The organism is Kribbella sp. VKM Ac-2566 (genome assembly GCF_004366005.1).
Taxonomy (GTDB): Bacteria; Actinomycetota; Actinomycetes; order Propionibacteriales; family Kribbellaceae; genus Kribbella; species Kribbella pratensis.
In genome coordinates this window covers 112,325-128,900 of record NZ_SODT01000014.1, presented here as the reverse complement: position 1 = coordinate 128,900, position 16,576 = coordinate 112,325, and the positions used below count along the sequence as shown (strand labels likewise).

17 protein-coding genes are annotated in these 16,576 nt (G+C 68.2%); 2 read left to right on the top strand and 15 right to left on the bottom strand.

Translation table 11 applies throughout. The annotated features are described in order from the left end of the window. Positions 1-14: 14 nt before the first annotated feature. The 15 genes from EV647_RS34645 to EV647_RS34575 form a co-directional block, all read right to left on the bottom strand. Positions 15-929, bottom strand: coding sequence for an SDR family NAD(P)-dependent oxidoreductase (locus EV647_RS34645; protein ID WP_134010655.1), 915 nt, complete (start codon positions 927-929; stop codon positions 15-17). Positions 930-1,006: 77 nt separating this feature from the next. Further along, positions 1,007-1,852 carry a helix-turn-helix transcriptional regulator gene (locus EV647_RS34640; RefSeq protein ID WP_134010653.1) on the bottom strand — a complete coding sequence of 282 codons (846 nt, stop codon included), beginning with the start codon at positions 1,850-1,852 and terminating at the stop codon, positions 1,007-1,009. 62 nt (positions 1,853-1,914) lie between these two features. Continuing rightward, positions 1,915-2,346, bottom strand: a complete 432-nt coding sequence (locus EV647_RS34635) for a DUF2550 domain-containing protein (RefSeq protein WP_134010651.1) — start codon at positions 2,344-2,346, stop codon at positions 1,915-1,917. 101 nt (positions 2,347-2,447) lie between these two features. Further along, positions 2,448-2,849 carry a F0F1 ATP synthase subunit epsilon gene (locus EV647_RS34630; protein WP_133788046.1) on the bottom strand — a complete coding sequence of 134 codons (402 nt, stop codon included), beginning with the start codon at positions 2,847-2,849 and terminating at the stop codon, positions 2,448-2,450. A 1-nt stretch (position 2,850) separates the two neighbouring features. Next, the gene (gene atpD / locus EV647_RS34625) at positions 2,851-4,305 is read right to left on the bottom strand and encodes a F0F1 ATP synthase subunit beta (RefSeq protein ID WP_134010649.1); all 1,455 of its coding nucleotides are present in this window, start codon (positions 4,303-4,305) and stop codon (positions 2,851-2,853) included. A gap of 5 nt (positions 4,306-4,310) precedes the next feature. Beyond that, positions 4,311-5,222: a F0F1 ATP synthase subunit gamma gene (locus EV647_RS34620; RefSeq protein ID WP_134010647.1), complete on the bottom strand. Its 912-nt coding sequence runs from the start codon at positions 5,220-5,222 to the stop codon at positions 4,311-4,313. A gap of 6 nt (positions 5,223-5,228) precedes the next feature. Further along, entirely contained in the window at positions 5,229-6,866 is a 1,638-nt protein-coding gene (gene atpA, locus EV647_RS34615) for a F0F1 ATP synthase subunit alpha (protein ID WP_134010645.1), read from the bottom strand. 91 nt (positions 6,867-6,957) lie between these two features. Continuing rightward, entirely contained in the window at positions 6,958-7,755 is a 798-nt protein-coding gene (locus EV647_RS34610; protein WP_134010643.1) for a F0F1 ATP synthase subunit delta, read from the bottom strand. After that, positions 7,755-8,327, bottom strand: a complete 573-nt coding sequence (locus EV647_RS34605; RefSeq protein ID WP_134010641.1) for a F0F1 ATP synthase subunit B — start codon at positions 8,325-8,327, stop codon at positions 7,755-7,757. Before EV647_RS34605 ends, EV647_RS34610 begins: the two co-directional genes overlap by 1 nt. Before the next feature lie 30 nt (positions 8,328-8,357). After that, positions 8,358-8,582 carry an ATP synthase F0 subunit C gene (atpE, locus tag EV647_RS34600; protein WP_134010638.1) on the bottom strand — a complete coding sequence of 75 codons (225 nt, stop codon included), beginning with the start codon at positions 8,580-8,582 and terminating at the stop codon, positions 8,358-8,360. 71 nt (positions 8,583-8,653) lie between these two features. Further along, entirely contained in the window at positions 8,654-9,436 is a 783-nt protein-coding gene (atpB, locus tag EV647_RS34595) for a F0F1 ATP synthase subunit A (protein ID WP_134010636.1), read from the bottom strand. 130 nt (positions 9,437-9,566) lie between these two features. Then, a complete protein-coding gene (locus tag EV647_RS34590) occupies positions 9,567-9,782 on the bottom strand; it encodes a hypothetical protein (protein ID WP_134010634.1) in 216 nt (71 codons plus the stop codon). Positions 9,783-9,872: 90 nt separating this feature from the next. Continuing rightward, positions 9,873-10,337 carry a hypothetical protein gene (locus EV647_RS34585; RefSeq protein ID WP_134010632.1) on the bottom strand — a complete coding sequence of 155 codons (465 nt, stop codon included), beginning with the start codon at positions 10,335-10,337 and terminating at the stop codon, positions 9,873-9,875. Positions 10,338-10,541: 204 nt separating this feature from the next. After that, entirely contained in the window at positions 10,542-11,660 is a 1,119-nt protein-coding gene (locus EV647_RS34580; RefSeq protein ID WP_133788037.1) for a glycosyltransferase family 4 protein, read from the bottom strand. Next, positions 11,660-12,601 carry an L-threonylcarbamoyladenylate synthase gene (locus EV647_RS34575; RefSeq protein ID WP_238177552.1) on the bottom strand — a complete coding sequence of 314 codons (942 nt, stop codon included), beginning with the start codon at positions 12,599-12,601 and terminating at the stop codon, positions 11,660-11,662. Before EV647_RS34575 ends, EV647_RS34580 begins: the two co-directional genes overlap by 1 nt. A 109-nt stretch (positions 12,602-12,710) precedes the next feature. On the opposite strand from EV647_RS34575, the gene EV647_RS34570 reads away from it, so the two are divergent. Both EV647_RS34570 and EV647_RS34565 read left to right on the top strand, forming a co-directional pair. Beyond that, positions 12,711-13,733, top strand: coding sequence for an adenosine deaminase (locus EV647_RS34570; RefSeq protein WP_134010630.1), 1,023 nt, complete (start codon positions 12,711-12,713; stop codon positions 13,731-13,733). Positions 13,734-13,750: 17 nt separating this feature from the next. After that, positions 13,751-16,558 carry a BTAD domain-containing putative transcriptional regulator gene (locus tag EV647_RS34565; RefSeq protein ID WP_134010628.1) on the top strand — a complete coding sequence of 936 codons (2,808 nt, stop codon included), beginning with the start codon at positions 13,751-13,753 and terminating at the stop codon, positions 16,556-16,558. Positions 16,559-16,576: the final 18 nt, after the last annotated feature.

Below are 16,576 nucleotides of genomic sequence, written 5' to 3'. Positions count from 1 at the left end.
CACCTCGACCGCAACTACCGAGTGGACGGGATGGTGGCGAGTAGTGCGCGGGTCTCGGCTACGACGCGATCGCTGAACGCGGGATCGCGGACCTGCGTTGAGCCGAGCATGGGCTTGCCGCGCTCGTCGTAGTAGACGCCCGACGCGTCGGAGTCCGCGGTCAGTACGTCGGTGATCACTCGAGCAGCACGCTTGGGCGTGCTCCAGTACTTGATCATCGGCGCAAGCGGTGAGAGGACGTACCTCGACACGAACACCAGCACACGACCGGCGTCGCGACCGAGGCCGCTGCCGGGGCTGAAGCCGGGCTCGACCGCGTTGAAGCGCAGTCGCGGCATCTCCCGTGCGAATGCCAGCACCGTGGCGAGGTTGCCCTGCTTGGAGGTCGCGTAGGCGTCAAGACCCGGTCGCGAGGCGCCGCCCGGTTTCCACTCGCCTCGGGCACTCGCCTCCGCCGAGAGATAACGTGCGCCACGAAAGCCGGCCATGACGGCAGGACGGCGCTCAGGGTCCTCGACGCCGGAGCAGACGAACACGACGTTGGCGCCATCCGGCAGGTGCGGCGCCAGCGCCTCGGTGAAGGCGAACGGACCGAGGTGATTGGTCGCGTAGGCGAGGTCCCAGCCCTGCGGCGACGTGCGGCTCTCGAGTGGAAAGACACCGGCGTTGTTGAGCACGCCGGCGATCGGCAGGTCGAGGGCAACGATCTCCCCGGCGGCACGCCGTACGCTCTCGATGTCGGAGAAGTCGGCGACCACCTGAACCGCCTGGCCGCCGCTCGCCTCGATCTGTTGCTCGACCACGGTGAGCTTCGCAGGATCGCGTCCGACGAGGACGACGGTGCCGTGCGCGGCGAGCTCGAGGGCGGTACGTCGGCCGATCCCGGACGTCGGCCCGGTGATGATCCACGATGCGTTCTGCGCTGTCATACGACGAGTCTCGGTCGGTGGTCAGCGCTCGAACAGTCGTCCGGTTTTCGTAGGACTGCCAGGGCCAGGACCGGCGCTCACTCCACCAACTGCTGGGTGCCGAGGACGACGGCAAGGGCCAGGCGCTCCGCGTCCTCGGTACCCGGCTCGGCGGTGTACATCATGAGCCGCACATCGTCGGTGGCGACGAACAGCACGTCGCAGTCGAGAGCGATCGCCCCCACGGCCGGATGGTCGACCACTTTCCGCTTCGACGGCTCGGAGTGTGGCTCCGGCTCGTCCCGCGCCCAGAGGTCGGCGAAATGTGGACTGTTCGCGGCGAGCTCGCGGACCAGCGTGCGCAACTGGCGGTCCGCCGGGTAGCGCGCCGCGGTCCGGCGCAGGTCGGCCACCTGCCCGGCCAGCAGCTCCGCCTTCTCCTCCGGCGAATGGGCGACCCGAGTACCAGCACCGACGAAGTTTCGCCACAGCGCGTTCCGCTCGAGTCCGTGCCACGCGGTCGTCTCGCCCATCAACGCGTCGTACGGCGAATTCGCGGCGAGGAGCGTCCACGTCGCGTCGTACACGGCCACCGGTGTGTCCGCCACCCGATCGAGCAGTCGCTGGACGCTGGCACTGATCCGCGATGGCACGACGTCCGGGCCCGGCGCGGAGAGCCCGGCCAGCTCGAAGAGCAGGTCACGCTCCGGATCGGAGACCCGCAGCGCCCGAGCCAGCGCCTCGACCACTTGCGGCGACGGAGACGTCGCCCGGCCTTGCTCCAACCGGGTCAGGTAGTCGGTCGAAATACCCGCCAACCCGGCGAGCTCTTCTCGCCGCAGCCCGGTCGCGCGGCGACGGCTGCCCGGCGGCAGACCCACCGCGCCGGGCGTGACCCGGTCGCGCCACCGACGTACCGCACGACCGAACTCCCACGCTTCCACCACTCCAGTGTGCTCGTCCACGAGCTCGTTATCGTGGCCCTGACACTCCTACGACGAGCGGGTTACAGGTAGGTCTGGGTGCTCGGTGGGGCGGATTCCATCCAGGCCAGGACGCCGGTGAGGGCTTCTTCGGTCATGGCGAAATGGACGGTGCGGTCGCGGAGGTCGGCGTCTACGATGACGTGGCCGGCGTACGTGACCAGAGGCTCGTTGCCCATCGGGCGGCGGGTGGTGACGCCTTCGAGCTGGCGGCGGTTGACGACGAGTTTCGGCCACCAGGCGAGGCTGAAGACGCGAAACCACTGCAGGTCGTCGCCGACGTAGCGGGCCAGCCCGAGCGCCCAGCCGCGGCCGTGTTCCTTCTCCGCGAGTTGCAGGCTGCAATCAAAAGTTCCGCCGTCCCTGGACAACCAGCGACGGCGGAACGCGACAAGAACGATGAACAGTACGGCGGCAAGCAGACAGACCCCGATGACGTCGAGGACTGTCCTCATACCTTGCCGACCCCATTTCCGGTGCCCGTGTTCGGTACTTGCCCCGGGCACCCCGGAGAAACCGTGCTGTCAATGACGATATTCGATTATGGCAGGTCGGGTTACGACGTCTGCTCGGCGGCCCGGACCCTGGCCTCGGCGAGTCGCACCTCGTCGGCGTCGGCGTCGGCCAGGCCGGCTGCCAGCGCCTGATCGAGCTCGCGACGCGCCTCTTCGAGGTCGATGTCGTGACCCATCTCGGCGTTCTCGGCCAGGATCGAGACCCGGTCGTTCGCCACCGAGATGAACCCGTCCGGCGCGGCCGCGACGAAGTACTCGTCGTCGACGGTCCGCACCTGGACGGTGCCGCCCTGCAGCAGGCCCAGCAACGGCGCGTGGCCGGGCAGGATACCGACGTCACCGTCGGTGGTGCGGGCGATGACGATCTTCGCCTGCCCCTGCCAGACCGTCCGCTCCGCCGCGACGAGGGCTACCTCGAGGTGCTTCGCGGAATCGTCGGCCATCTCAGTTTTCCTTCTGCAGCTCGGCCCACTTGCGCTCGACGTCGTCGAGCGAACCGACGTTGAAGAACGCCTGCTCGGCGATGTGGTCGCACTCGCCTTCGGTGATCTTCTTGAAGGACTCGATGGTGTCCTTCAGCGGCACCGTGGAGCCCGGGATGTTGGTGAACTTCTCCGCCATGTAGGTGTTCTGGGAGAGGAACTGCTCGATCCGGCGCGCCCGCGCGACGGTGATCTTGTCCTCTTCGGAGAGCTCGTCGACACCGAGGATGGCGATGATGTCCTGCAGTTCCTTGTTCTTCTGCAGGATCTGCTTCACCCGGACGGCCACGTCGTAGTGCTCCTGGCCGATGTACTGCGGGTCGAGGATCCGCGACGTCGAGGTCAGCGGGTCGACGGCCGGGTACAGACCACGCGACGCGATGTCACGGGAGAGCTCGGTGGTCGCGTCGAGGTGCGCGAACGTGGTCGCCGGCGCCGGGTCGGTGTAGTCGTCCGCGGGCACGTAGATCGCCTGCATCGAGGTGATCGAGTGACCCCGGGTCGACGTGATCCGCTCCTGCAGCACGCCCATCTCGTCGGCCAGGTTCGGCTGGTAACCGACCGCGCTCGGCATCCGGCCGAGCAGCGTGGAGACCTCGGAACCGGCCTGGGTGAACCGGAAGATGTTGTCGATGAAGAGCAGCACGTCCTGCTCCTTCACGTCGCGGAAGTACTCCGCCATCGTGAGGGCCGACAGGGCGACGCGCAGCCGGGTGCCCGGCGGCTCGTCCATCTGACCGAAGACCAGCGCGGTGTCCTTGAAGACGCCGGCCTCTTCCATCTCGGTGATGAGGTCGTTGCCCTCACGGGTCCGCTCACCGACGCCGGCGAACACCGACGTACCACCGAAGTTGTGGGCGATCCGGTAGATCATCTCCTGGATCAGAACGGTCTTGCCGACACCCGCACCGCCGAACAGACCGATCTTTCCACCCTGCACGTACGGCGTGAGCAGGTCGAGCACCTTGATACCGGTCTCGAGCATCTCGGTCTTGGACTCGAGCTGGTCGAAGGCCGGCGCCTTGCGGTGGATCGGCCAGCGCTCGGCGATCTCGAACTCGGACTCGTCCTGGTTCAGGCACTTGCCGGTCACGGACCACACGCGGCCCTTGGTGACGTCACCGACCGGCACGGAGATCGCCGCGCCGGTGTCACGCACCTCGGTGCCGCGGACCAGGCCGTCGGTCGGCTTCATGGAGATCGCCCGGACGATGTTGTCGCCGACGTGCAGCGCCACCTCGAGGGTGATCGTCTGGGTGAGGTCGCCCAGGGTGATGTCCACCTCGAGCGCGTTGTACATGTCCGGCATCGCGTCCGCTGGGAACTCGACGTCGACGACCGGGCCGATCACCCGGGCGACGCGACCGATGCCGGTGGCACCCGCCTCGTTGTTCTTCTCGGTAACCGTGGCAGTCATCTCTCTCACTCGCTCCCGGCGTTCGCGTCGGCCAGCGCGCTCGCGCCGCCGACGATCTCGCTGATTTCCTGGGTAATTTGGGCCTGGCGGGCCTGGTTCAGGTCCCGCGTGAGCTGCTCGATCAGGTCCTGCGCGTTGTCCGTCGCCGACTTCATCGCCCGCTGGCGGTTGGCCAGCTCGGACGCCGCCGCCTGCAGCATGCAGTAGTGGATGCGGCTGGCGACGTACTTCGGCAGCAGTCCGTCGAGCACCTCTTCGGCCGACGGCTCGAACTCGTACAGCGGCAGTACGTCGTCGGCCGCCGGTGCTTCCTCGCCCTCGACGACCTCCAGCGGCAGCAGGCGGATCACGTCCGCGCGCTGGGTGAGCATCGACACGAACCGGGTGAAGACGATGTGGATCTCGTCCACGCCGCCCTCCTCGGTCGGGGTCAGGAAGGCCTCGATCAGCGCGTCGGCGATCTCCCTGGCCCGGGCGAAGCTCGGGTTGTCGGAGTCACCGGACCACGACTGCGCGATCTCGCGCTGCCGGAACGTGTAGTACGCGATGCCCTTGCGGCCGCTGACGTACGGGACGATCTGCTTCTCTTCCTCGCGGAGCAGCTGGTTCAGCCGCTCCCCTTCGCGGATCACGTTGGCCGAGTACGCACCGGCCTGACCGCGGTCGGAGGTGATCAGCAGCACCGCGGCACGGCGCGGGTTCTCCTTCTCGGTGGTCAGCGGGTGGTCGACGTTCGAGAACGTCGCCACCGCCGACACGGCGCGGGTGAGCTCACGCGCGTACGGACCGGCCGCCTGGGCGCGTTGCTGCGCCTTGACGATCCGGGACGCCGCGATGAGCTCCATCGCCCGGGTGAGCTTCTTGATCGTCGAGACCGAGGCCTTGCGATCGCGAAGCTCCCGCAGATTGGCTGGCACGGTCGATCAGCCCCGCTTCTGCTTGACGATCTGCTCCTGCTCCACGTCGCCCTCGTCCATCGCCTCGGCTTCCGCCTCGGTGCCGAGCAGCGTGCCCTCGGAGGTCTGGAACGTCGGCTTGAACGCCGCCAGCGCCTCGGTGACGGCCTGTGCCTCGTCGTCGCCGAACAGCCCGGACTCACGGATCGCGTCGAGCACCTTGCTCTCGCGGCGCAGGTAGTCCAGGAAGTCCCGCTCGAAGCGGAGCACGTCGTCCACCGGTACCTCGTCGAAGTGGCCCTTGGTGCCGGCCCAGATGGAGACGATCTGGTCCTCGACCGGGTACGGCGAGTACTGCGGCTGACGGAGCAGCTGCACCAGGCGCTGACCGCGGTCGAGCTGGCGCCGCGAAGTGGCGTCCAGGTCGGACGCGAACATCGCGAAGGCCTCCATCGCGCGGAACTGCGCCAGGTCGATCTTCAGCGAGCCGGACACGTTCTTCATGCCCTTGACCTGCGCGGCGCCGCCGACCCGGGAGACCGAGATACCGACGTCGATGGCCGGCCGGATGTTGGCGTTGAACAGGTCGGACTGCAGGAAGATCTGGCCGTCGGTGATCGAGATGACGTTGGTCGGGATGAACGCCGACACGTCGTTGGCCTTGGTCTCGATGATCGGCAGACCGGTCATCGAGCCGGCGCCGAGCTCGTCGGACAGCTTCGCGCAGCGCTCGAGCAGGCGGCTGTGCAGGTAGAACACGTCACCGGGGTACGCCTCGCGGCCCGGCGGGCGGCGCAGCAGCAGCGACATCGAGCGGTAGGCCTCGGCCTGCTTGGTCAGGTCGTCGAAGACGATCAGCACGTGCTTGCCCTGGTACATCCAGTGCTGGCCGATCGCCGAGCCGGTGTACGGCGCGACGTACTTGAAGCCGGCCGGGTCGGACGCCGGGGAGGCGATGATGGTGGTGTACTCCATCGCGCCGGCCTCTTCGAGCGCACCGCGGACCGACGCGATCGTCGAGCCCTTCTGGCCGATGGCGACGTAGATGCAGCGGACCTGCTTCTTCGGGTCGCCGGACTCCCAGTTCGCCTTCTGGTTGATGATCGTGTCGACCGCGATCGCCGTCTTACCGGTCTTGCGGTCGCCGATGATCAGCTCGCGCTGGCCACGGCCGATCGGGATCATGCCGTCGATCGCCTTGATACCGGTCTGCAGCGGCTCGCGGACCTCCTGGCGCTGCATCACGCCGGCGGCCTGGAGCTCGAGCGCGCGGTCGCCCTCGATGCCCTGGATCTCGCCGAGGCCGTCGATCGGCTTGCCCAGCGGGTCGACGACCCGGCCGAGATAGCCCTCACCGACCGGCACCGACAGCACCTGACCGGTACGGCGGACCTGCTGGCCCTCCTCGATCCCGTCGAACTCACCGAGGACGACGACACCGATGTCGCGGACGTCGAGGTTCAGCGCGATACCCCGGGTGCCGTCCTCGAACTCGAGCAGCTCGTTGGTCATCACCGAGGGCAGGCCCTCGACGTGCGCGATACCGTCACCCGCGTCGACCACGGTGCCGACCTCTTCGGCGGCGGTGTCGGCCGGTTGGTACTCGGTGACGAACCGATCCAGGGCGTCCCGGATCTCCTCCGGCCTGATCGTGAGCTCAGCCATTGTGTTTCCTGCTTCCTTGACCCTTGCTGGCCTGTTGTGGCTCTAAGAGGCTTTCCCGACCCTTAGCGCCGCTGTATGTCGTTAAGGGGGTTCAGCCCGCGATGCGCCGTTGCGCGTCGTCGAGCTTGGCCGCGATGGTTCCGTCGATCACTTCGTCGCCGATGTCCACCCGGACGCCGCCGACCACACCTCTGTCGACGATCACGTTCAGCTGGATGTCCCGGCCGTACTGCCGGCCGAGCGCCGCCGCGAGCCGGGTGCGCTCCGCCTCGGTCAGGTCGGTGGCCACCCGCACGGTCGCGATGCTGGCGTTCCGCCGGGCCGCCGCGGCGACCTGGTAGGACCGCATCGACGCCGCGAAGGAGCGGCCGCGGCCGTCCACGGCCCGCTCGGCGAGCCGCATCGTGGTGGCGTCGGCCTTGCCCTGCAGCAGTCCGCGGATCAGCTCCTGCCGGTGCTCGGCCGGGATGCCCCGGTCGCCCAGCTTCTCGGCCAGGGCACGCTCGGCGGAGACCACCCGGTCGAGCCGGAACAGCTCGTCCTCGACCTCGTCCAGCTTCCGCCGGGTGTCGGCGTAGGCCACCTCGGCCTCGACACTCAGCTGGTCCAGGGCGTTACCCAGGTCCCGGCCGCTGACCCAGCGACCGGACACCGCGACGGACAGGATCTCCAACGCCTGGGGGGAGATCTTGCCGCCGAACAACTGCTCGGCCAGTGCGGACTTGGTCCGGGCCGGCCGCGCCGGGTCGGTCAGGGCGCGCCGGAGCGCGCCGCTGCCGTCCAGCAGCTTGGCGATCGAGAACAGCTCGCCACCCAGGCCTTCGGCCGGGGTCGCACTCGCCAGGGCCTGCTCGGCCCGGGCGAGTGAATCGTTCGACGCGCCGCGCATCAGCCGTCCGTTCCGACAGCCTGACGGGCGGACTCCGAGGATTCCAGCTCGGCCAGGAACCGCTCGACGGTCCGGCGCTGCCGGGCCTCGTCCTCGAGCGACTCGCCGACGATCCGGCCGGCCAGCGTGGTCGCCATCGTGCCGACCTCACCGCGCAGCGAGGCCACCGCCTGCGTCCGCTCGGCGTCGATCTGCGCGCGGGCGTGGGTGACGATCCGCTCGGCCTCGGCGTTCGCCTGCTCGCGCATCTCCGCGATGATCTGGGCGCCCTGCTCGCGGGCGTCCTCGCGGATCTTCGCAGCTTCCTGCCGGGCCTCGGCCAGCTGCGCGTTGTACTTGTCCAAAGCCGCCTTCGCCTCGGCCTGGGCCGCCTTGGCCTCGTTCATCCCGCCTTCGATCGCCGCGGTCCGATCGGCGTACGCCTTCTCGAACTTCGGTACCACGACCTTGGCGAAGGCGATGGCCAAGAGGACCAGGAAGACGAAACCGAAGATGATCTCAGCCGTGTGCGGCAGCAGCGGGCTCGGCGCCTCGTCCGCGGCCTCTGTCAGCGGCAGAAGTAACGTCAGCATGTCTGGGTCCTGTCAGTCAGGGGGAAGGGGTCAGCCCTTGAACACGAAGGCGAGGGCGATACCGATGATCGCGAGCACCTCGGTGACGCCGAAGCCGATCCACGCGATCGACTGCAGCTTGCTCTGAGCCTCGGGCTGACGCGCGGTGCCGTTGATGACGGCAGCGAAGATCAGACCGACGCCCACGCCCGGGCCGATCGCGGCGAGGCCGTAGCCCAGGACTGCGATGTCGCCGGAGATCTCGAGAGCAGTCATTGCAGTGTGTTCCTTTCGGTACGGATAAGGACTATCCGGGTTTCCGTTACTACGGGTCTGGGTGGTGCGGGTCAGTGCTCGTCGGCGATCGCGCTGCCGATGTACTGCGCGGTGAGGACGACGAAGATGTAGGCCTGGATGGCCTGGACGAACAGCTCCAGCCCGGCGATCGCCAGCGCCATCAGGAAGGTGATGATGCCGACACCGCCGATCGCGATGCTGCCGGACTCGAAGACCATGTACTCGCCGCCGAGCACGAACACCAGCAGCAGGATGTGACCGGCGAACATGTTCGCGAACAACCGCAGGCTCAGCGAGATCGGCCGGACCAGGATGTTCGAGATGAACTCGATCGGGATCATCAGCGGCATCAGCCACACGGGCACACCGGCCGGCATGGTCTGGTGCTTGAAGTAGCCCCACAGGCCCTTCTTCTTGATCCCGACCGCGTTGTAGATGACCCAGCTCATGATCGCGGCCACGTACGCCCAGCCGATGTGGCTGAACGTCGGGAACTGGATCAGCGGGATCGTCGCGGCGACGTTGTTCAGCAGGATGAAGAAGAACAGGCCGGTCAGGTACGGCACGAACTTCATGTAGTCCGCGCTGCCGATCGCGTCCCGGGCGATCGAGTTCCGGACGAAGTTGTAGCCGAGCTCGCCGGCGAACTGCAGCTTGCTCGGCACGATGGCGGCCTTGCGGGACGCACCCCAGAAGAACCAGAGGATCACCACGACGGACAGCGCGGCCACCAGCACGGGCTTGGTGAACCAGTCGACACCGTGGATGATCGGGGGGGTCTCGAAGTTCTGTGGACCGGGTGGGATGAACTCGGTCGGAACGCCGGCGGTCACCGGGTCTCCTCTCGCGTCGTGCTCAAGTCGGACGCCTGGAATTCAGGGGCAGGGCGGCTCAGGGCAGTGCAGCTCAGGGGGCGGTCAACAACGTCAGACCCGGTCGAGATCATAGGGATCACATCCGAGGTCAGGACCGCGACCCGTACCGGAAGTGCAACAACAAGATGGTGAGCCCGGCACCGAGGACGATGCCCACCGGAAGCAAGAATTCGGTGCCGAAGAGGCGATCCAGCCCGAAGCCGATGCCCCCGTAGACCAGGACACCGCCGATCAAGTAGGACAGGACCCGCCAGCCGTCGCCCGAATTCGGGGGTGATGGCTTCGGATCCTGATGCTCGCTCATTGGCACCCGAAACGTACCAGTTGGTGACATCGACGGTCACATCGGCCCCGGTAATCTCCACCACAGCAGGGATAGCGCTACCCAACGTGCTCACGCCGTCACCTCCTTGTCGAGGTCGTAGATCGGCACGCGGAGCCGGGACCAGGCCCAGATCTCGCCGGCCATCCAGCCCATCACGACGACCATGGCAACCAGGCCGAGCACGGTCAGATTCACGTGCCTGGCCAGGCCGTCCGAGTTCAGCGCGAGCGCGAGCAGACCGCCGAAGATCGCGATCCGGCCGGTGTACGACGCCATCGCGACGGCGAGCTGCATGGTCGGAGACGTCTTGCGGGAAAGGTGCAGCGCGACCAGGCCGGCGCCGGAGAACACGACGACCGTCAGCAGTCCCAGCACCGCACCCAGGAGGCCGGGAACTCCGGCGGCGACGGTGGACACGGCGGCGGCGTTCACACCGACCACCAACGCGGCGACCAGAGCGCCACGCAGCATCGCCAACGCCGGGTGCTTGGTCGCTTGTCCGGCGATTTTCGGGCTGTGGGCCGTAGGAGCCATCTGGTGGTTCCGTCCTGCTGGCGTGCTGGTCTCGCGGCCAGCTCGTCGGGTGGGCGGGGTCAGGGGTGTCGCTGTTCTTTGCTGGTGCTTGTGAAAACTAGCACAAAGTCTGCATGGTCAGCAAAACGAGGTCCCTGCCGCTGTACAGCCACACCCTATCGGTAGGCCACACCGACGAGTGGTCTGGTCCCTCTCAGCGGGGACTCAGACTTTGGCGAGCGGTTTCCCGGATCGTCTCGGCAGACCGGTCGTGAGCAGGACCGCCGTGACCGCGACAGCCAGGACGAGGAGGGCCGTCCACCAGGTGAGGACGAGGCCCAGAACCACCACGCCGTACGCGATCAAGGCGGTCCACAGGTACATCAGCAGGACGGCCCGGCGGTGCGAGTGGCCGCGTTGCATCAGGCGGTGGTGCAGGTGCTGCTTGTCCGCGGCGAACGGCGAGCGGCCGGCCTTGGTACGGCGTACATAGGCCATCGTCAGGTCCAGCGCGGGGATCGCGAGGATGGCGATCGGCAGCACCAGCGGCAGCAGCGCGGGCAGCAGACTGGAGCCGCCGACCTCGTACGGGACCGCGTTCGGGTCCATCTGGCCGGTCAGGCTGATCGTCGAGGCGGCCAGCATCAGGCCGATCAGCAGGGCGCCGGAGTCGCCCATGAAAACCCTTGCGGGGAAGAAGTTGTGCGGCAGGAAGCCAAGGCAGGCGCCGGCCAGCGCGACCGTGATGAGGGTCGACGTGGTGGCGCGGTCGAGGTTCTCGTGGACGTTCAGCAGGTACGAGTAGACGAAGAACGCGGTCGCGCCGATCGCGGTGACGCCGGCCGCGAGACCGTCCAGGCCGTCGACGAAGTTCACCGCGTTGCAGGACACCAGCAGGATGCCCGCGGTCAGGACGGCGAGCTGCGCGGGCGACGGCGAGATCACGCCGCCGGGCAGCGGGAGCCAGTACAACTGGATGCCTTGGACAACGAGTACGCCGACCGCGAGCACCTCGCCGGCCAGCTTGGTGATCGCGTCCAGCTCGTACAGGTCGTCGACCACGCCGACCGCGCAGATCACCACGCCGCCGACCAGGATCGCCCGGGCGTCGTGCGCGACCTGCAGGCTGTTGCCGAGGAACGGCAGGCTCGAGGCGACCGCGAAGCCGGCGATCAGGCCGCCGAGGATGGACAGGCCGCCGAAGTACGGGATCGGGACCTTGTGCACGTCCCGGGCCCGGACCTTGGCGACCGCGCCGTACCGCAACGCGATCTGCCGGGCGACGCCGGTCAGCAGGAAGGTCGTGGCCATCGCCACGAACAGGACCAGCAGGTACTCGCGCACTAGTCGGCAGGCCTCACATCGGGATCGGTCTTGACCTCGTCCTCCTTGGACGCCACAACCGACTCCTCAGTTGGCCCCGCTGTCTCCTCGACCTTGTCCTCGACCTTGTCAACCTTGTCCTCGGCCTTCTCGTCCGCCTTCTCGTCGAGCGTCTCGTCCGCCTTCTCGTCGAGCGTCTCGTCCGACTTCTCGTCGAGCTGCTCGTCCGACTTCTCCTCGAGCGTCTCGTCCGACTTCTCGTCGAGCGTTTCGGTGGGCGTTTCGTCCGGCTTCTCGTCCGGTTCGGCGGAAGGGTCGGCGGATTCGCCGGTTACCTCGGGGACTACGGCGCGGAGTTGTTCGACGGTGAGGGCGCCTACGCGGACCACGCGGGGGGTGTCGCCGGTGAGGTCGACGATGGTTGACGGCTGTCCGCCGGTCGCCTCGCCGCCGTCGAGGTACACGGCGACCGACTCACCCAGTTGCTCCTCGGCGTCGTACACGTCCAGCGCCGCCGGCTGTCCGGACTTGTTCGCGGAGCTGACCGCGAGCGGCCCGGTCCGCGACAGCAGCTCGCGGGTGTTCTCGTGGTCCGGTACGCGGAGCGCGACCGTGCCCTGGGTCTCCCCCAGGTCCCACATCAGCGACGTCTGCGCGTGGCAGATCACGGTCAGCGGCCCCGGCCAGAACTCCTCGCAGAGCTTGCGGCCGTTGTCCGGCACATCGGTGGCGAGCGCGTCGAGCGACTCCACCACCGAGATCAGCACCGGCGGCGGCATGTCCCGGCCGCGTCCCTTGGCGTCCAGCAGCCGCTGGACCGCGTCGGCCTTGAAGGCGTCGGCGGCAATTCCGTACACGGTGTCGGTCGGCAGCACGACCAGGTCCCCGGCCTCGATGGCGTCCACCGCTGCGCGGTACGCCGGTGCCAGTTCGTCCCCGGTGAAGTCGAAGCGCTCACTCACGGAGTGAATCGTGCCACTCACGCACGCCCCGGCCCTAACCGGGTCGTTACTGACAAACGATTGTCAGCTTCCGCGCCGATCGCCCGCCGCAATCCTTAGGATCCCGACCATGACTGTGTCGCACGAGTTCCTTGCCGGGTTGCCGAAGGCCGAGCTGCATGTCCACCACGTCGGGTCCGCGTCGCCGCGGATCGTCGCCGAGCTCGCCGCCCGGCACCCCGAGTCGCCGGTGCCGGCCGATCCGGCGTTGCTGGCGGAGTACTTCAAGTTCAGCGACTTCGCCCATTTCATCGACATCTACCTGTCGGTCGTCGAGCTGATCAAGACGCCCGAGGACGTCCGGCTGCTGACCTACGAGATCGCCCGCGAGATGGCCGGGCAGAACCTGCGGTACGCCGAGCTGACCGTCACGCCGTACACCTCGGTGATCCGCGGGATCGCCGCCGAGGCCTTCTGCGAGGCGATCGAGGACGCGCGGGTCGCGGCCGAGAAGGAGTTCGGCCTGGTGCTGCGGTGGATCTTCGACATCTCCGGTGAGGCAGGGATCCCGGCTGCCGACGAGACGTTGCGGATCGCGACCAAGATCCGGCCGGAGGGGCTAGTCGGGTTCGGGCTCGGCGGGCCGGAGATCGGCGTACCGCGGCCGCAGTTCCAGCCGCATTTCGAGGCGGCGGTCGCAGCCGGGCTGCGCAGCGTCCCGCACGCGGGTGAGACGACCGGTCCGGAGACGATCTGGGACGCGGTGCGGCTGCTGAAGGCCGAGCGGATCGGCCACGGTACGTCGACGATGCAGGACCCGGCGCTGGTCGACCACCTCGGCGAGCACCGGATCCCGCTGGAGGTCAGCCCGACGTCCAACATCGCCACCCGCGCGGTCGCGTCGTACGACGTGCACCCACTGCGCGCGATGGTCGACGCCGGACTGGTCGTCACGATCAACTCCGACGACCCGCCGATGTTCAGCACCGACCTCACGAACGAGTACGCCGTCGCGGCGCGGCTGCTCGACCTGGACGAGGCCGGGGTCGGCGAGCTGGCCAAGACCGCTGTCCGGGTGTCCTTCGCCGAGGACTCGGTGAAGTCGGCCCTGCTGTCCGAGATCGACACCTATCTAGGTGCGAACGCGGTGTAGCTGACAGACTGTTGTCCGTGACAGAGGACCTGAGGCTCGACCTGCTGGGTCCTCTGCGCGGCTGGTCGGGCGATCGCGGGCTGGAGCTCGGACCGCTGCGCCAGCAGGCCTTTCTGGCGGTGCTGGCGCTCCGTCCGAACCAGGTGGTGCCGGCCGACGAGTTGGTCGAGCTGGTGTGGAGCGACGCGCCGCCGAGCAGCGGGACCCGGATCGTTCCGACGTACGCCTATCGGCTGCGGCAGTTGCTGCCGAAGGACGTGCTGGTCAGCTCGCGGGACGGGTACAGCCTGCGGATCGCGCCGGACGCGCTCGACCTGACCAGGTTCGAGCGTCTCGTCAGCGCCGCGCATGCGACGGACGACCTCGACGAAGCGGCGGCGAACCTGTCGGAAGCCCTTGCGTTGTTCAAGGGTGAGCCGTTGAGCGGCCTGCCCGGGCACTACGTCGCTGTCGAGCGGCACCGCCTGACGGAACGCCGGCTGAAGGTGCTGGCGGAGCGGATCGATCTCGACCTGGAGCGCGGCCGGTACGGCGACCTGGTGCCGGAGCTGGTCGCGCTGGTCGAGGCTGATCGCTTGCGCGAGCAGTTCGCCGGACAGCTCATGCTGGCGTACTGGCGCAGCGGCCGGAGTTCCGAGGCGCTCGACACCTACACCCGGACACGCGGAGAACTGGTCGAGCAGCTCGGCGTGGAGCCCGGTCCGGCGCTCCGGGCGATCCACGAACGCATTCTGCGCAACGACGAGCCGATTGCCCGTCCGGTGCTCCGCGACGAGCTGCCGTACGACGGTGCCGCGTTCGTCGGCCGTGACGACGCACTGACCCAAGTGGTCGACGCACTGCGCACCCCAGGACCTGCGGTCGTTGCGATCGACGGTATGGCGGGTGTCGGCAAGACTGCGCTCGCCGTACGCGCGGCACGTCAACTGGCGGACGTGTACCCGGACGGACGGCTCTTCATCGACCTGCACGGCTACACGCCCGGCAACGAGCCGGTGTCGGCTCTGCAGGCCTTGGATCGCTTGCTGCGCACGCTGTCCGTGCCGGCGGACCGCATCCCCGCTGACCTCGAAGAGCGGGCCGCACTGTGGCGTTCTGAGTTGGCAGGCAGACGCATCCTCGTAGTGCTCGACAATGCGCCCGACAGTGCCGCAGTACGGCCGTTGCTGGCCGGGAGCCCGCAGTGTGGCGTACTGGTGACCAGTCGGCGGCAGCTGACCGGTCTGGACGCGACTGCTCGGGTGGCGCTCGACGTGCTGCGGCCTGAGGACGCACGGGAACTGCTGGCGGAGATCGTCGGACCAGACCGTGCCGGTGACACAGCTGCGGCGGCACAGGTGGTCAGCCAGTGCGGTCACCTGCCGTTGGCGATCAGGGTGGCTGGTTCGCGGCTGCGGCATCGGCCGAGCTGGACGATCGAGCACCTCAGCAAACGACTCGCCGCCGAGGACAGGCGGCTGGCGGAGCTCAGCACTGACAGTGGTGGCGTCTCCCCCGCGTTTGCCTTGTCCTACGAGCATCTGCCGTCTGAGCAGCAGCGCTTGTTCCGTCTGCTCGGTGCGATGACCGGTCAGGACGTCGACATGTACGCCGCTGCGGCGCTGGCCGATGTGGACGCGGTTGACGCGGAGGACCTGCTGGAACAGCTCGTAGACGCCAACCTGGTGCTGCAGCTACGTCCTGGCCGTTTCCAGTTCCACGACCTGCTGCGACAGTACGCGCGCACCCTCGACCCCGAGCCAGACGCAGTACGCCGTCTGCTCGACTACTACCTCTACGCGACCGCAGCCGCGAGTACGGCGATCTTCAGCAGCCAACTGCAGCCACTGCCGGAGCCGGTGCCGGTGCGGTTGCCTGAGTTCACGTCGGCGTCCGACGGCCTGGAGTGGATCGACACCGAGGGTGCGAACGTGCTGGCGACGATCCGGTTCACCGAGTCGAGTGGTGCGTCGGAACACGCGTGGCGGCTCGGTCTGGCCGTGGCGTCCTGCTTCTTCCAGCGCGGGCGGGTCTACGAGATGGACGAGGCGCTGGAGCTCGCGCTGCGTGCCGCTCCGGACGCGTCGGTAGAGGCACGGGTGCTGCTGTCGATCGGCAGCCTCGGGCGTTACCGGCGCGGCGCCGAGGCGAGTCTGCGGACACTGCAGGACGCACGCGACCGGCTGCCGCAGGACGCGGACCCGGCGTTGCGGGCACGGTTGCTCGCGTCGATCGGCTACAGCCTCGCGAAGCTGCATCCCGACGACGAGGCGCTCGGCGTACTCGATGAAGCGTTGAAGGTCGCCCGGCAGGCTGGTGAGGCCGGCATCGCGTCGCGGGTGCTGGCGTACCTCGGGGTGACGTACGGCGACCGCGGTGAGTTCACTCGGGCGCTGTCGGCGTACGAGGAGTCACTGGAGCTGGGTGATCCCGCCGTACGGGGAGAGGTGCTGAACGGGATCGGTGAATGCCTGCTCGAGCTGGACCGCGTGGACGATGCTGTGGCGGCGCTGACGACGGCCAGGGACCTCGGGATGGAGCGGGGTGCGGACTACAGCCTCATCTACACGTACGCGTTCCTGGGTACGGCGTACGCGCGGCAGCACCAGTGGGCCGAGGCGATCGACGTCGGACGCCGGTCGCTGGAGCTGGCGTTGGAGAGCGATTCGAAGCAGTCGCAGCAGAACGCGTATCTGCGGCTGGCCGAGACGCTGCTGGCGAAGGGCGATCCGGCACAGGCACGACCGCACTTTGCGCGTGCACTGGAGCTAGCACTCGAGGAGGGACCGGAGTCGATGGTGCAGCGCGCAGCCAGTGGACTCGAGCGGACCACCGCTGCCGCTTGAGGTGTGATTGGCTGGTGC

Coding starts and splice junctions, on each gene's coding strand:
- EV647_RS34630 (WP_133788046.1), bottom strand. CDS start 2,849: ATGGCCGACGATTCCGCGAAGCACCTCGAGGTAGCCCTCGTCGCGGCG.
- EV647_RS34635 (WP_134010651.1), bottom strand. CDS start 2,346: ATGAGGACAGTCCTCGACGTCATCGGGGTCTGTCTGCTTGCCGCCGTA.
- EV647_RS34610 (WP_134010643.1), bottom strand. CDS start 7,755: ATGCGCGGCGCGTCGAACGATTCACTCGCCCGGGCCGAGCAGGCCCTG.
- EV647_RS34585 (WP_134010632.1), bottom strand. CDS start 10,337: ATGGCTCCTACGGCCCACAGCCCGAAAATCGCCGGACAAGCGACCAAG.
- EV647_RS34605 (WP_134010641.1), bottom strand. CDS start 8,327: ATGCTGACGTTACTTCTGCCGCTGACAGAGGCCGCGGACGAGGCGCCG.
- atpE (WP_134010638.1), bottom strand. CDS start 8,582: ATGACTGCTCTCGAGATCTCCGGCGACATCGCAGTCCTGGGCTACGGC.
- atpA (WP_134010645.1), bottom strand. CDS start 6,866: ATGGCTGAGCTCACGATCAGGCCGGAGGAGATCCGGGACGCCCTGGAT.
- EV647_RS34590 (WP_134010634.1), bottom strand. CDS start 9,782: ATGAGCGAGCATCAGGATCCGAAGCCATCACCCCCGAATTCGGGCGAC.
- atpD (WP_134010649.1), bottom strand. CDS start 4,305: ATGACTGCCACGGTTACCGAGAAGAACAACGAGGCGGGTGCCACCGGC.
- EV647_RS34645 (WP_134010655.1), bottom strand. CDS start 929: ATGACAGCGCAGAACGCATCGTGGATCATCACCGGGCCGACGTCCGGG.
- EV647_RS34570 (WP_134010630.1), top strand. CDS start 12,711: ATGACTGTGTCGCACGAGTTCCTTGCCGGGTTGCCGAAGGCCGAGCTG.